Here is a 14,055-nt window from a genome sequence, read left to right as displayed (position 1 = left end):
GTCAGTCACCCCAATGAAAAGTGTCGGCATCTTGCCACGCCGGGAACTTGTCGCGAAATGTCTTTAACGCATCGTTGGAAAGCGTGGCCGTCTCGACGAACGTTTCATTCGGCGAATGATCGACGATGGGCTCGCCTTTGAAGTCCACGACCATCGAATCTCCGGCGTAGGGCAAGCCGTTGCCATCTTCACCGACGCGATTGACGCCCACGACGTAGCTCAGGTTCTCGATTGCGCGTGCCTGCAACAGCGTGCGCCAAGGGTGTCGACGTGGCGCAGGCCAGTTGGCGACGCAAAGCAGTATGTCGTATTCGAAGGGCTGATCGGCGGTCGGCTGCTGGCGTAGCCAGACCGGGAATCGCAGGTCGTAGCAGACCGACAGCATGACGCGCATGCCCTTGATTTCGACTATCTGGCGTCGCGAGCCCGCAGCGTAGTGCCTGGGCTCATCGCCCATTCGGAACAAATGACGCTTGTCGTAGACGGTCATCTGCCCTGTCGGCGTCATCCATATCAGGCGGTTATAGCAGTTGCCGCCCTCGACGATCGCCAAACTTCCGGTCACAGTGCACGCCCGCTCACGGGCCTGAAGGCGCATCCACTCGAGCGTCGAGCTGGTTTCGGCAGGCTCGGCCATGGTCTCGGCATTCATCGTGAACCCGGTGGCGAACATCTCCGGCAGCACAATCACATCGGTCTGGCCACCATCCAACGTTCCCATGCGATCTTCGAGCAGACGGCGATTGGCTTCGGGGTCCTCCCAGTGCAGTTCGCTCTGCACCAGACTCACGCGTAGTTCAGTCATGACGTTACTCCTTCGAATCCCATTGCGCGGCGAGCGTGGAAAGATTTCGCCCGATCGCCGTCAGCCCCCGGCGGTTTGAGTCCACAGGTCATGATAGATTATGGCCTCAGGACAGGGAGCGTCGAACATGGCTGATTCTTCTACGGATAACTCTCGGACGTCGCCGGCGAACACGACGACGCCCGTGTCGTCAGCAACCGCGATCGAGGCGCGCCGCGGTGTCGTGTTGGGCGTTGCTGCGTATGCCATGTGGGGCTGCTTTCCACTGTTCTTTTCACTGTTCGACGGCGTACCCGCGTTCGAGGTGCTGATTCAACGAATCCTGTGGTCCTGCGCGTTTCTGATCGCGGTGGTCTCGCTAATGGGACGTTGGACCGCGCTGCGACGGGAATTTCAGGGGCCCCGAGAGCAGGCCCGAAGATGGGTCTGGAGTCTCGGTTGCGCGCTGCTGATTGCGCTGAACTGGGGGCTATATATCTACGCCGTTGAAACCCATCGCGTACTTCAGGCGAGTCTGGGCTACTTCATGACACCACTGGTCAACGTCGCGCTGGGGATGCTGGTGTTGCGTGAACGACTGAGCCGCTGGCAGACATTGGCGATCGGCCTGGCTTTGGCCGCCGTCCTGCTCCAGTTGGTGATGCTCGGCCGGTTACCCTGGATCAGTCTGGTGCTTGCAATGACGTTCGGCACCTACGGCTTGCTGCGCAAGCGGGTGGCGTTGGACGCCCTATCGGGACTGCTGGTCGAAACGAGTCTGCTGCTGCCATTGAGCCTGGTGGCGCTGGCCTGGTTGGCGTGGCACGGCCAATCTCACTTCGGGGACACCGGAGAGACGACCGTTCTGATGATCATCAGCGGCGTCGTCACTACCCTGCCGCTGCTGGCGTTCGCGGGTGCCGCGCGGCGTTTGACGCTCTCTACCGTGGGTTTTCTGATGTATCTCAACCCCACTCTGCAGTTCCTGCTGGCATTATGGGTATTCGGCGAGCCGATTTCGGCGTCCCAGTTGATCACCTTCGTGACGATCTGGATCGGGCTCGGGTTCTACTCGGTGGATACCTGGCGCCGGCATCGCAAACTCGGGGCCTGAAGAACGCAGAAAACCGGCGGTCCTGGACGGACGGCCGGGCTTCGATACTGCACGAAAGAGATAGGCCAGCGGGTTTATACCTGCAGCCCCATGACCTCCTTGTATGCTGTCACGAGACGGTTACGCACCTGCACCCCCATATCGAAACCCACACTCGCCTTCTGCATGTCGATCATTACGTCGTTCAACGCCACGTTCGGATCGCCGGCCTGGAAGGACATCGCCTGCTGATTGGCCGTCTGCTGCATCTGATTGATTCGCCCGAGCGACGCCTGGAGCTCACCGGCGAAGCTACCGCTGGTCTCGGCGGTCGGAACCATCGGGCTCGCGCTTTGACCGCTTGCCTGAGCCGACAACGCCTGCATCTGCTGAAGCGCCGCTTGAATGGCGGGAGCACTCATGGAAATTTTCCTGTGTAACGGTTTTCTATAAGACGACGTCGTATTCGCGGCGACGGCTTTTCATCCATGGCGATGGCTACCTTCTCTTCGTCGTGACCACTCTTTCTCTCTTCGTCGCGACGACTCTATATAGGAGGCCATAGGAGGCCAAAAAGCTGCCAATGGATTCGACGCTCGCAGCCTATCAATAGTCGGCCAACCACTATCGCGGTAAATGCGTGTGAAAACACCGGCTTTTCCCACCTTCACGGTTAACAGAGCGACACATAATGGCTGCCATCAAATTCACGCCCCGGCCATGGCCGCATCGGATTGACGCTCCGAGCGTGTCGAGGCACGGATGAGCAGACGCGTTGCAGGGAGCAGACTACTGCTATGTTGTCTAGTCGTACCAAGTTGATGGATTGCGCCATCCTGACGGGTCACACCGTACCGATGGACCACACCCAGGGGTTGGGTCGCCTCGCGTGGCTTGATCGGAGCTCGACATGAGCACGGCCACGGCGCCCAATGACACCCAGAGTTCAGGCAGCGCATCCGCCCGGGCTTCGAATCGGCAAGCCGGTTCGGAGGCGACCACTAGCGGGCGCGACTGGTTGAGCAAGTTGCAGGCGAATCCGCGTATTCCGCTGATCATCGCCGGCGCCGCCGCCGTCGCGATCGTGATAGCGCTGCTGCTGTGGGCTCGCAGTCCGGAATATCGTGTTCTCTATTCCACTCTGACCGATGCCGATGGCGGTCGAATCATCAATCAGCTCGATGCCATGGGCGTTCCCTACGAATTCAGCGAGGGCGGCCAGGCGCTACTGGTTCCTGCCGATCAGGTGCGTCCGATTCGTCTCAAACTGGCCGAGCAGGGCCTACCCGAGGCCAGTGGCGTCGGCTTCGAGCTGATGGACGACCAGGCATTCGGTATCAGCCAATTCGCCGAACAGGTCAATTACCAGCGCTCCCTAGAGGGAGAATTGGCTCGCACCATCGGCACGCTGGGCAGTGTCGCGCGGGCCCGCGTCCATCTGGCCTTGGCCAAGCCGTCGGTCTTCGTACGTGAGAGTCAACCCGCCACCGCCTCGGTGGTGCTAGACCTGCAGCCGGGTCGCGTACTCGGGGAAGGCCAGGTCAACGCCATCGTTCACATGGTGTCCAGCAGCGTCGCGCAGTTGGCCGTCGATGACGTCACCGTGATCGACCAGAACGGGGATCTGCTGAGCCGCCCGGCCCGAGACGCCAACAAGCTCGACGGCAGTCAGCTCGATTACGTCAGCAATCTCGAGAATCAATATGCCGAGCGAATCGAAGCGATCCTGGCACCGATCGTCGGCGCACGTAACGTTCGAGCGCAGGTCACCGCCCAGATCGACTTTTCCCAGCGTGAACAGACCGCAGAGCGCTATGGCCCCAATCAGTCACCCAACGACGCCGCGGTGCGCAGCGAGCAGAACAGCTCGTCGTTTCAGAGCAATGGCGATCTTGCCATGGGCGTACCTGGCGCGCTGAGCAATCAACCGCCGGGCGTGGCCGCTTCGCCGATCAACTCACCGGCCACGCAGGCTCAAGGCAATAACGAGAATAACGGCAACCAAGCCAATACTGCCGATAATACCAATCAAGACGCCAATCAGAACGCGACCAATCAAGGCGATGCGGCTCAGACTGCCGGTAACGGCGCCGATACCGGTCAGGTCCGCCGCGACAGCACCATCAACTATGAAGTGGACCGAACCGTCGAGCACGTCAAGCAGCATAGTGGCGGCATCGATCGCCTCTCGGTCGCGGTGGTGGTCAACTACAAGGACGGCGTGGATGACGATGGCCAGCCCACCCAGATCGCGCTGAGCGATACCGAGATGGATCAGATCCGGGGCCTGGTGCGCCAGGCGATGGGGTTCTCCGAGACTCGGGGAGACGCCATCGAAGTGGTCAACAGCCCCTTCCAGATCAATGCCCCGGCCTTTGTTACCCTGCCGTGGTGGCAGACACCGGAAGTCTGGAGCCTGGCCAAGAGCGCGCTCAAGTATCTGCTCGTGGCCCTGGCCGCCCTGTTCCTGTGGTTCAAACTGCTGAAACCCTTGATTCGACGCCAGACCCGTGAACCGCTGCCAGCGCCTGCAGCAGCAACGGCCGCCGCCCCCACCGGAGCAGCTGCAGTGGCCGGCGCCGCGAGTTATCAGACCGTCAGCGACAGTGGCACCGCCAATGCCAGCAGCGCCTCGAAAAGCCGCGAGCGCAATCGCCGCAGCGCTTCGAATTACGAGCAGGACCTCAAGGACGTTCGCGAGATGGCGCAGGAGGATCCGCGCCTGGTCGCCATGGTCGTCAGAAGCTGGATGGACAAATCATGACCCTGGAAATGACCGGCGCCCGACGCGGCGCCATCCTGTTGCTGTCGCTGGACGAAGATAGCGCCGCGGAAGTGTTCAAGTACCTTTCCAGCCGGGAAGTGCAGGACATCAGCCAGGAAATGGCCAAGCTCGGACAGGTCTCCCACGAAGAGATGGCGGCGGTACTGCGGGACTTCCATGATGAAGCCGAACAGTTCACTGCGATCAATCTGCACTCCAATGACCACATACGCGCGGTGCTCACCAAGGCTTTGGGCAGCGAGCGCGCCAGTAGTCTGATCGAGGATATCCTCGAGACCAGCAATACGGCCTCGGGCATCGACTCGCTGAATCTGATGGAAGCCTCGATGGTCGCGGAATTGATCCGCGACGAGCACCCGCAGATCATCGCCACCATCATGGTCCACCTGGAGCGCTCCCAGGCGGCCAATATACTCGAGCTGTTCGACGAGAAACGACGCGACGACGTCATGTTGCGCATTGCCACGTTCAGTGGTGTCCAGCCGGCCGCGCTGCAGGAGCTCACCGAGGTACTTACCTCGATGCTCGACGGCACCAACCTGAAGCGCAGCAAGATGGGCGGTGTCAGAACCGCGGCCGAGATTCTCAACCTGATGAACACTGCTCAGGAAGAGCAAGTCATCGACGTGGTCCGCGCCCACAGCGAGGATCTGGCCCAGCGCATCATCGACGAAATGTTCCTGTTCGAGAATCTGCTGGATATCGACGACCGCGGCATCCAGATGATTCTGCGCGAGGTCGAAACCAACTCTCTGGTCATTGCGCTGCGCGGCTCGGAAGAGGCACTGATCGACAAGTTCACGCGCAATATGTCCCAGCGTGCGGCCCAACTGATGCGCGAGGACATGGAAAACCGCGGTCCGATCCGGCTGTCGCAGGTCGAAAACGAACAGAAAGCGATTCTGGGGGCGGTGCGGCGTCTCGCCGACTCCGGCGAGATCGCCTTGAGCGGTGGCGACGATGGCTACGTCTGATCGCCGCAATCCGTCAACGCCAGGTACCGACGGCGAGTGGCACCGCTGGCAGATGGACGATCTTGGCCACGCGCCGGATACTCGACTGCCCGCGTTCGATGCCGAGGCGCAGCGTCAACGCCGGCAACAGGATGCCGACGCCGAGGCCCGTCAGGCTGCTAGCGAAAAGGCAAAGCGGGAGGGTTTCGAAATCGGCCACCGCGAAGGCCAGGAGCAGGGTTATCGAGCGGGATATCAGGAAGGCCTCGAAGCGTCCAATGCCGTCGCCGAACTTGAGTTCCATAAGCGCCTGGAGATGACCCTGAACCCGCTCGCCGAGCTTGCCGAAAATTTTCGCCAAGCCCTGATGGCATTGGACACCGAGGTCGCCGATCAGCTGGTCGAGCTGGCACTCATTACCGGGCGCCAACTAGCGGGCGAATCCCTTGCCGCCCACCCGGAGCAGATTCTGTGCGTGGTGCGCGAGTTACTCGATGCCGACACCTCATTGAACGGAAAACCCAGGCTATGGTTGCATCCGGCGGATCTTGAACTGGTGACAGCGGCCATGGGTGAGAAGCTCGCGGCAAGCGGCTGGGAGTGTCATCCCGATCCGGCGCTCGAGCGCGGTGGCTGTCGTGCCACCAGTGCCGGTGGCGGGCTCGACGCCAGCCTGAGCACACACTGGAAGGCAATTCTCGGTCAGCGACGCCAACGCCAGGCATCGCCAGCCAGCGAAAGCGGCAATTCTGAAACTGGAGATTCCACACCTGGAACGCCGGGATCTGAAATCTCGGGCTCCGAAAATCCGGCCGCTCAACCGCAGGACCTCAGCGGGCCGGAGAACGACGATGCATGACTCGGGCACGGCTCGCACTTCGACGGATTCAGCGGATTCAGCGGATTCAGCGGATTCAGCGGATTCAGCGGATTCAGCGGATTCAGCGGATTCACCTCATCATCAACGCTGGCGCCATGTACTGGAAAAGATTAGTCATCGTGTCGAATCGCTCTCTCACTACCGTCATGAGGGCCGCGTCACCCGTGCCACCGGCCTGGTCCTCGAGGCGGTCGGCATACGGCTGCCGTTGGGTAGCGCTTGCCTGATCGAACTCTCTGCCGGCAATGGCAATGGTGACGATGAGCGCTTCGCCGAGGCTGAAGTAGTGGGATTTTCCGGCGACAAACTTTTCCTGATGCCGCTGGCGGATACTAGCGGCCTGCTTCCCGGCGCCCGTGTACTGGCGCTCAGCGGCAACCGTCTGGATATCGCCAGCGCACGGCGATTTCCGCTTGGCGATGGTCTGCTGGGCCGCGTCGTCGACGGCAATGGCCGGCCCCTCGACGATCAGGGCCCGCTGGAGCAGTCCCCGCACGCCCCTCTCGAGACCCCTCCGATCAACCCGCTCGCTCGCGCGCCCATCGATACAGCCATCGACGTCGGTATCCGCGCGATCAATGGCCTGCTCACCGTGGGTCGCGGCCAACGGATGGGCCTTTTCGCCGGGTCCGGGGTCGGCAAGAGCGTGCTATTGGGAATGATGGCGCGTTTCACCGATGCCGACGTGATCGTCGTCGGTCTGATCGGTGAGCGTGGACGTGAAGTTCAGGATTTCATCGAGAACATTCTGGGTGAGGAAGGTCTGGCGCGGGCCGTGGTCGTTGCCGCTCCGGCCGATACTTCTCCGCTACAACGTATGCAGGGCGCCGCCTACGCCACTCGTCTGGCTGAGGATTTTCGCGATCAGGGGCGTAATGTCCTGCTGATCATGGACTCGTTGACGCGCTACGCCATGGCAGCTCGCGAAATCGCATTGGCCATCGGTGAGCCGCCGGCGACCAAGGGCTATCCACCTTCCGTCTTCGCCAAACTACCGGGGCTCGTCGAACGCGCCGGCAATGGCAAGCGCGGCGGCGGATCGATCACTGCCTTCTACACCGTGTTGACCGAAGGCGACGACCAGCAGGATCCGATCGCCGACTCTGCACGCGCCATTCTCGATGGACATATCGTGCTTTCCCGCCAACTGGCGGAAAGCGGGCACTATCCAGCGATCGATATCGAAGCTTCGATCAGCCGAGCGATGCCGGCCGTGGTCGAGGCCAAACGGCTGCGTCAGGCGCAGGGCTTCAAGCAGATGATCTCCCGCTACCAGCGCAATCGCGATCTGATCAACGTCGGTGCTTATATCAGCGGCCAGGACCCTCAACTGGACCGCGCGGTCGCACTTTATCCTCGGCTCGAGTCTTTCCTTCAGCAAGGGATGAACGAGATCGCCGAGCTGCCGCATACCCAGGCCGATCTGGATCGACTCATCCCCGTTGCAGAGTGACTTAACGGCCGTTCGCTCGTCTATCCGGCTGAAGGAATAGTCACCTTTTCTAGCGTTTCTCGAGCATTTGCCATGACTCCGGGACAGCCACAATGGCAGCCGGTGAATGGCCAGGTCGCTATCCGGGCATCATCGATATCACGGCACGAACAGGAGGTGACGTCTTGGCCAATACACAAGCCATGCAGATGCTTCGAGATCTGGCGCAACGCAGCAGCGACAAGGCCGTCGAGGATCTCGGCCATCTGCAGCGCCAGCAGCAGGAGGCCGAGAATCAGTTGGGGCAGCTCCAGAACTATCGCGACGAGTATCGACGCAAGCTTCACGACAGCCTGACGCAAGGCGTCTCTTCCAGCCAATGGCGAGATTATCAACAGTTCATCGGCTCCCTGGATAACGCGATCGAGCAGCAGCAGCGTCGACTCGGTGAGCAGCAATCGCGGGTCGAGAATGGCAAGCAGCACTGGCAAAGCGAACATCGTAAGCTCAATGCCTACGAGACCCTGCATACCCGACGTCAGAGCGAGGCAGCCCATCAGCTATCGCGCCATGAACAGCGCCACAGCGACGAGATGGCAGCGCAGTTACGTCGTCGCCAGCAAGATGGGGTGCATTGATAGCCGGACTGATCGCAGGCCAGGCCTCTGATTCCCGAGCCTGGCACGGAAGCCGAATCTTGAAAGCTTGCCAAGAACTTTTTTGACGAACTTAACGATAATCATACTGGCGCCATCGTCCATGGAACTCTCCTCTCTTACCGCTGCGACGTCCTCCTCGGCACGTAATGCCGATGCCAAGAGCAGCACGTCCTCGAATTCGGCCCGTGCGCCGTTCGCCGACGTCATGCAACGGACGGCGGAGGCCGAAAGGCCGCAACGTTCCGGTGCCAGCGAGAACGCCGCGTTTCGAGCCGCAAATTCGGACGCCAATCCGCAGCCAAATGCGAGCCTGGCGTCCACTGACAACGAGACAACCGGGTCGTCTTCGACTGACGCGGAGATCTCTCGAACGATGCGGAAATCGCAGCCGATACAAGGTGAGGCCCAAGCTTCCGATCCGACGCCCACAGATACGCAGCGGATTTTGCAGTCACTAGAGATGGGAGACATGTCGGGACTTCACGCTGCGCTTGAAAGCCTGGCGGGCAAGACCGAGAGCGGCAAGGCCTCATCCGACACATCAAAGGGTGGCGATGATTCGACGTCGCTCGACGTTCAGGGGCTCGCCGCCCTCTTCGCAGCCCTACCACCGGCAATGACCTCGGTGCCGAACAACACGGGCGCCGGCTCCGCCACTGGTGGGTCGAATGCGACCCAGGCAGTCCTCCAGCAAATGGGGCTGGCGTCCACGACGCCGTACGCAGGCGACGATGCCGACCAGCTCGCAGGTATCGCCCAGAAGATGCTGGCGGAGGCGGGACCGCAGCCGGGGGCATCGACTCGCGTCAACGCCGACTCCCAACAGACAGGAACGAAAAGCTCTTCCCCGGGTCTCGATGGCACTCAAGCAACACTGCCAGGCAACCTCGTTCCGGGCACCGCCCCGTCATCGGGTCAGCCCATGCCGCAAGGCGATTTGACTGCAGCTGACAAGCTCGACGCCACATTGGCGGCCAATCGCGATCTCGGCGGTCTGAATTCGGGCGCATCGCCGAGTGATCGTCCGGATCCCGGCTCGCTGGCGAGTCTGAACTCCTCGCTCTCGAATGCCGCGGGCGCCTCCACGCCGACAGCAGCGGCCACGCCCGCGGCCATCACGGCATCCGTTCAGTCACCCCAGTGGCCGGCCTCTTTCGGCCAACAGGTGCTGCAGATGCATCAGCGCGGTGATCAGCAGATGTCACTGAAACTTCATCCCCAGGAACTGGGGCCGCTGAGTGTCACGTTGACGGTTCAGGATCAGCAGGCGCAGCTCCAGATTCTTTCGGCCCACGCGCCAGTTCGCGCTGCGGTAGAAGCTGCGATTCCTCAGCTTCGTCAAGCGCTGGCCGATAGCGGCATCACCTTGGGCGAAGCCATGGTCGGTGACCAGGGGTCATTTCAACAAAATCAGTCGTCAGGCGATGGTCAGCCGCGACACGCCTCGATTCCCGGTGGCTCTCTACTGACCGCTGCACCCATCGATGCCGGGGATGAGGCAGCTCTTCGCCAAGTCGACCTCACGGCGAATGGCAATATCAGCCTTTATGCTTAGCCGGCGCTGCCGATAGTACGGAGAGCGACGGGCGAATGCGCGCCGCGATATCACGTTATTACCACGCTATGCGGCAGCATCGGCAGCCCATGCCCTGCCTCCCGGTTTCGGGGCATGAAAGGGGAAGTTGGCAAGTCCCAAGGCGTCTTTTCCAGCGATCGCCATGCTCCCTCGCCCCGCATAATCCGCAGCAACTTCCCGAGATGATCCGTAATGGCAGAAGCAATGGCCGCACCCCGTAAAAAACGCACCCTCATCCTGGTGGGGCTCTTGATCGTCCTGCTGGCGGTAGCCAGCTCGGTCGCCGTCTATTTTTATCTCGATGCCCGTAATGGCAGCGGGGCCACCGACGTCGTCGAGGACGAAGCGGTCGAACCGCCGGTGCCGATTTTCGTCACCATTCAGCCGTTCACAGTCAATCTGCAAAGTGATTACGGTGATCGTCTGCTCTACGTGGGGCTGTCGCTGCGCGTCGACGATGAACAGACCAGCGCATTTCTCAACCAGCACATGCCGGAAGTACGCAGTCGGCTGCTGATGCTGCTCTCCGGCAAAAGCGCGGAAGAGCTGATCAAGCCCGAGGGCAAGACCCTAATGAAGCAGCAAATTCTCGGTCTGTTCGATGATCCGATCACCACACCGCAGCCCGCGTTATCGATCGATGACGTGCTGTTTTCCGATTTCATCGTGCAGTAAGCGGACGCCAGGCCAACCATGTCCCAAGACGATTTACTGTCGCAGGAAGAGATCGACGCCCTTCTCAACGGGGTCAGCGGCGACGACGACAAGCCGGCCGACGCGCCCCAAGGCGACCGTCGAGTCCGGCCCTTCGATCCGGCCAACCAGCATCGGGTGATTCGCGAGCGGCTGCAGGCCCTGGATATCATCAACGAGCGCTTTGCGCGTCTCTTCCGGGTAGCGCTGTTCAACTTGATTCGGCGTAGCGCCGATATCACGGTATCCGGCGTGCGCTACCAGAGTTATAGCGAATTCGCGCGCAACCTGCCGGTGCCCACCAATCTCAACCTGATCAGTTTGAAGCCGCTCAAAGGTACCGCCCTGCTGGTATTCCCACCAGGGCTGGTGTTCATGGTGGTGGACAACCTGTTCGGCGGCGACGGACGATTCCTCACCAAGTCCGATGGACGTGAATTCACCGCCACCGAGCAACGCATCATTCAGCGTCTGATGTCGTTGGCACTGGAAGGTTATAGCGACGCCTGGAAATCGATCTATCCGTTGGAGATCGACTACATGCGCTCGGAGATGCAGGTCCGTTTCGCCAACATCACCAATTCGCCCAACGAGATCGTCGTCAACAGCACGTTCCATCTCGAGGTCGGCAATCTGGCCAGCGACTTCAACATCTGCATTCCGTTTTCCATGATCGAACCGATCCGGGACATTCTGTCCAGCCCGATCGGCGCACTGGACAGCGACGACACTCAATGGGAATCGCGCATGGCCGGCGAGATCAAGCAGACCCAGGTCGAACTGATCGCCGATTTCGCCGAGATACCTTCAAACATCGGCGACGTGCTGTCGCTGGAAGTCGGCGACATCCTTCCCATCGATCTTCCCAAGACCCTTGGCGTACGCGTCGACGGCGTGCCGGTCATGGCCTGCGAATACGGCACCCGGCAAGGCCAGCGCGCGCTACGGGTGAAGCATCTTATCGACCATGGTACGTACTCCGCCATGAAGGACTTTGACAATGAGTGACGAGCAGAAACCGGGATCCCAGCAGGGAGCGTCCGACAACTCAAGCCAGGAAGAGGCCGAAGATCTTTGGGCGGCAGCGATGGCGGAACAGGGCGTCGAGCCTGAAGCCGTCGAGCCTGAACCCGATAGGACCACTCCCACCGAGGAAACGGTCAAGCCCACCGCCACGGCGAGCACCGGTGAGTCCAGGGCGGCAGAGGTCGGCGTATTCCAGTCCTTCGACCAAGGCAGTGACAAGGCGTCTCAGACGCGGGACCTGGGTGTGGTCATGGATATCCCCGTCAAGCTCTCGGTCGAGCTGGGGCGGACGCGTATCACCATCAAGCAACTGCTCGAGCTGGCACAAGGTTCGGTAGTGGAGCTGGATGGATTGGCCGGCGAGCCGATGGACATTCTGATCAACGGCTATCTTATTGCCCAAGGCGAAGTAGTGGTGGTCGAAGACAAGTACGGCATCCGGATCACCGAGATCATCACGCCGTCCGAACGCGTTCAAAAACTGAATCGATGAAAGACGAAACTTTCCAGCAGGCGACACAGTCGGGCGGCGAGAGTATCGGCCTGCTGATGATCGGCAAGACTGCAATCTCGCTGCTCGTGGTCATCGCGATCATCCTGGCCTGCGCCTGGCTGCTGAAACGTATTGGTCCCAATCGTCGCGCAGGGACGCAACATCTGCGCGTGGTCGCCAGCACGCCGGTGGGACAACGCGAACGCGTGGTGATCGTCGAGGTCGCCGATCGCTGGCTCGTGCTGGGTGTCGGTGGAGGTCAGGTAACCAAGTTGGACACCTTAGATCCGCCCGCCGCCCCTACGGCGGGAGCCACCACGCCACCGGTCGCCGGATCCTTCGCCAGCCGTTTCGGACAGGCACTCAAGCATAATGCGAGCAACTCCCTGAAACGCCGGACCTCTCGAGGCAGCGACGGGGACGACTCTTGATGGCTATTATCGGTGCGACTGCCGGCTGGCCGAACGATGTCAGGGATACGCTCATCGCCGCCACGAGGCTGGTCTACTCCAAGTCTCGTGGCGTCATCTTGGGACTGGTGGCGCTGGTCGCATTGACGGCCAGCCACTGGGCAGTGGCACAGGCGCTCCCGGGTATCGTCAGCGAACCGATGCCGGACGGCGGGCAGCGCTGGTCGTTGAGTCTGCAGACCCTGCTATTTCTCTCGTCGCTCGCGTTCTTGCCGGCCATGCTGCTGATGATGACCTGCTTCACCCGGATCATCATCGTACTGGGCCTGTTGCGCACCGCCATGGCCACGCCTTCCGCGCCGCCCACCCAAGTTCTGCTGGGGCTGGCTCTATTTTTGACTTTCTTCATCATGTCGCCGGTCCTGGACCGGGTATACGACGAAGCCTGGCAACCGTTCTCGGCCGAACAGATTTCCCTGGAGGAGGCCCTCGATCGAGGCAGCCAACCTTTCCGCGAGTTCATGTTCGCGCAGACTCGCCAGGCCGACCTGGCGATGTTTGCGCGCATTGCCGATATCGGCGACATGCAGGGGCCGGAAGACGTACCGATGCGAATATTGGTACCCGCTTACGTGACCAGCGAGCTGAAGACAGCGTTCCAGATCGGCTTCACGATATTCATTCCCTTTCTGATCATCGACCTGGTCGTCGCCAGTGTACTGATGGCACTGGGGATGATGATGGTGCCACCGGCGACGATCTCCCTGCCATTCAAGTTGATGCTGTTCGTCCTCGTCGACGGCTGGCAGCTTCTGATCGGCTCGCTGACCCAGAGTTTCTACTTCTCTTGAACCGCGTATCTCTCCTGGGCCGCGTACTTATTCTTGAACCGCGTTTGTCTGCCCTGAACAACATCTATCCCCTATCAACCGCACGACCCTGAGACACGCCGTCATGTATCACAATGTCATCAGCCGTCCTGCGACCGCACGGAGCTAGCGATGTCTCCCGAAATGGTAATGAGCCTGGCCTATCAGGGCATGAAAGTGACGCTGATGATGGCGGCACCGCTATTGCTGACGGCGCTGCTGATCGGCTTGCTGGTCAGCCTGTTTCAGGCCGCGACCCAGATCAACGAAATGACACTGTCGTTCATCCCCAAGATCTTGGGCGTTTTCGCCATGTTGATCGTATCCGGGGCATGGATGATTCAACTGTTGGTCAACTTCACCCGGGAACTGCTGCACAATATCCCGATGATGGTTAGCTGA

At 60.8% G+C, this 14,055-nt stretch carries 15 protein-coding genes; 13 read left to right on the top strand and 2 right to left on the bottom strand.

Annotation, left to right across the window (positions count from 1 at the left end; translation table 11 throughout):
* Position 1 precedes the first annotated feature (1 nt).
* Positions 2 to 805 (bottom strand): amidohydrolase, encoded by an 804-nt coding sequence (locus tag DOM27_RS11040; protein ID WP_110656036.1) that lies wholly within the window; start codon positions 803 to 805, stop codon positions 2 to 4.
* Between the two features lie 184 nt (positions 806 to 989).
* Between DOM27_RS11040 and rarD the strand changes: the two genes are divergently transcribed.
* Positions 990 to 1,898 (top strand): EamA family transporter RarD, encoded by a 909-nt coding sequence (rarD, locus tag DOM27_RS11035; protein WP_245392676.1) that lies wholly within the window; start codon positions 990 to 992, stop codon positions 1,896 to 1,898.
* Between the two features lie 74 nt (positions 1,899 to 1,972).
* On the opposite strand, the gene fliE is transcribed toward rarD, so the two are convergent.
* Entirely contained in the window at positions 1,973 to 2,299 is a 327-nt protein-coding gene (fliE, locus tag DOM27_RS11030; RefSeq protein WP_110656034.1) for a flagellar hook-basal body complex protein FliE, read from the bottom strand.
* 488 nt (positions 2,300 to 2,787) lie between these two features.
* Here fliE and fliF point away from each other — a divergent pair, with 488 nt between their 5' ends.
* From fliF to fliQ, 12 genes are all read left to right on the top strand, one after another.
* Positions 2,788 to 4,641: a flagellar basal-body MS-ring/collar protein FliF gene (gene fliF, locus DOM27_RS11025; RefSeq protein ID WP_110656033.1), complete on the top strand. Its 1,854-nt coding sequence runs from the start codon at positions 2,788 to 2,790 to the stop codon at positions 4,639 to 4,641.
* On the top strand, positions 4,638 to 5,636 hold the full coding sequence (gene fliG / locus DOM27_RS11020; RefSeq protein WP_110656032.1) for a flagellar motor switch protein FliG: 999 nt from the start codon (positions 4,638 to 4,640) through the stop codon (positions 5,634 to 5,636). Before fliF ends, fliG begins: the two co-directional genes overlap by 4 nt.
* Complete coding sequence (locus DOM27_RS11015; protein ID WP_110656031.1) at positions 5,623 to 6,474, top strand: flagellar assembly protein FliH; 852 nt, start codon at positions 5,623 to 5,625, stop codon at positions 6,472 to 6,474. The genes fliG and DOM27_RS11015 overlap by 14 nt, the downstream gene beginning before the upstream one ends.
* Positions 6,467 to 7,948: a flagellar protein export ATPase FliI gene (gene fliI / locus DOM27_RS11010; protein WP_110656030.1), complete on the top strand. Its 1,482-nt coding sequence runs from the start codon at positions 6,467 to 6,469 to the stop codon at positions 7,946 to 7,948. The genes DOM27_RS11015 and fliI overlap by 8 nt, the downstream gene beginning before the upstream one ends.
* Positions 7,949 to 8,112: 164 nt before the next feature.
* The gene (fliJ, locus tag DOM27_RS11005) at positions 8,113 to 8,565 is read left to right on the top strand and encodes a flagellar export protein FliJ (RefSeq protein WP_157956753.1); all 453 of its coding nucleotides are present in this window, start codon (positions 8,113 to 8,115) and stop codon (positions 8,563 to 8,565) included.
* Positions 8,566 to 9,055: 490 nt separating this feature from the next.
* Positions 9,056 to 10,141 (top strand): flagellar hook-length control protein FliK, encoded by a 1,086-nt coding sequence (locus tag DOM27_RS11000; protein WP_157956752.1) that lies wholly within the window; start codon positions 9,056 to 9,058, stop codon positions 10,139 to 10,141.
* A gap of 213 nt (positions 10,142 to 10,354) precedes the next feature.
* Positions 10,355 to 10,837 (top strand): flagellar basal body-associated protein FliL, encoded by a 483-nt coding sequence (fliL, locus tag DOM27_RS10995; RefSeq protein ID WP_110656027.1) that lies wholly within the window; start codon positions 10,355 to 10,357, stop codon positions 10,835 to 10,837.
* An 18-nt stretch (positions 10,838 to 10,855) separates the two neighbouring features.
* Entirely contained in the window at positions 10,856 to 11,863 is a 1,008-nt protein-coding gene (gene fliM / locus DOM27_RS10990) for a flagellar motor switch protein FliM (RefSeq protein WP_110656026.1), read from the top strand.
* The gene (fliN, locus tag DOM27_RS10985; protein ID WP_110656025.1) at positions 11,856 to 12,374 is read left to right on the top strand and encodes a flagellar motor switch protein FliN; all 519 of its coding nucleotides are present in this window, start codon (positions 11,856 to 11,858) and stop codon (positions 12,372 to 12,374) included. The genes fliM and fliN overlap by 8 nt, the downstream gene beginning before the upstream one ends.
* Positions 12,371 to 12,805 (top strand): flagellar biosynthetic protein FliO, encoded by a 435-nt coding sequence (gene fliO / locus DOM27_RS10980; RefSeq protein WP_110656024.1) that lies wholly within the window; start codon positions 12,371 to 12,373, stop codon positions 12,803 to 12,805. Before fliN ends, fliO begins: the two co-directional genes overlap by 4 nt.
* Entirely contained in the window at positions 12,805 to 13,635 is an 831-nt protein-coding gene (gene fliP, locus DOM27_RS10975) for a flagellar type III secretion system pore protein FliP (RefSeq protein ID WP_110656023.1), read from the top strand. Before fliO ends, fliP begins: the two co-directional genes overlap by 1 nt.
* A gap of 150 nt (positions 13,636 to 13,785) precedes the next feature.
* A complete protein-coding gene (gene fliQ / locus DOM27_RS10970; RefSeq protein ID WP_110656022.1) occupies positions 13,786 to 14,055 on the top strand; it encodes a flagellar biosynthesis protein FliQ in 270 nt (89 codons plus the stop codon).

Source organism: Salinicola halimionae (genome assembly GCF_003206065.1).
Taxonomy (GTDB): Bacteria; Pseudomonadota; Gammaproteobacteria; order Pseudomonadales; family Halomonadaceae; genus Salinicola; species Salinicola halimionae.
The sequence above is the reverse complement of the archived record's forward strand: the minus strand, read 5'-3'. Positions and strand labels throughout refer to the sequence as shown.

Coding starts and splice junctions, on each gene's coding strand:
- DOM27_RS11040 (WP_110656036.1), bottom strand. CDS start 805: ATGACTGAACTACGCGTGAGTCTGGTGCAGAGCGAACTGCACTGGGAG.
- fliE (WP_110656034.1), bottom strand. CDS start 2,299: ATGAGTGCTCCCGCCATTCAAGCGGCGCTTCAGCAGATGCAGGCGTTG.
- fliF (WP_110656033.1), top strand. CDS start 2,788: ATGAGCACGGCCACGGCGCCCAATGACACCCAGAGTTCAGGCAGCGCA.
- fliG (WP_110656032.1), top strand. CDS start 4,638: ATGACCCTGGAAATGACCGGCGCCCGACGCGGCGCCATCCTGTTGCTG.
- DOM27_RS11015 (WP_110656031.1), top strand. CDS start 5,623: ATGGCTACGTCTGATCGCCGCAATCCGTCAACGCCAGGTACCGACGGC.
- fliI (WP_110656030.1), top strand. CDS start 6,467: ATGCATGACTCGGGCACGGCTCGCACTTCGACGGATTCAGCGGATTCA.
- DOM27_RS11000 (WP_157956752.1), top strand. CDS start 9,056: ATGTCGGGACTTCACGCTGCGCTTGAAAGCCTGGCGGGCAAGACCGAG.
- fliL (WP_110656027.1), top strand. CDS start 10,355: ATGGCAGAAGCAATGGCCGCACCCCGTAAAAAACGCACCCTCATCCTG.
- fliM (WP_110656026.1), top strand. CDS start 10,856: ATGTCCCAAGACGATTTACTGTCGCAGGAAGAGATCGACGCCCTTCTC.
- fliN (WP_110656025.1), top strand. CDS start 11,856: ATGAGTGACGAGCAGAAACCGGGATCCCAGCAGGGAGCGTCCGACAAC.
- fliO (WP_110656024.1), top strand. CDS start 12,371: ATGAAAGACGAAACTTTCCAGCAGGCGACACAGTCGGGCGGCGAGAGT.
- fliP (WP_110656023.1), top strand. CDS start 12,805: ATGGCTATTATCGGTGCGACTGCCGGCTGGCCGAACGATGTCAGGGAT.
- fliQ (WP_110656022.1), top strand. CDS start 13,786: ATGTCTCCCGAAATGGTAATGAGCCTGGCCTATCAGGGCATGAAAGTG.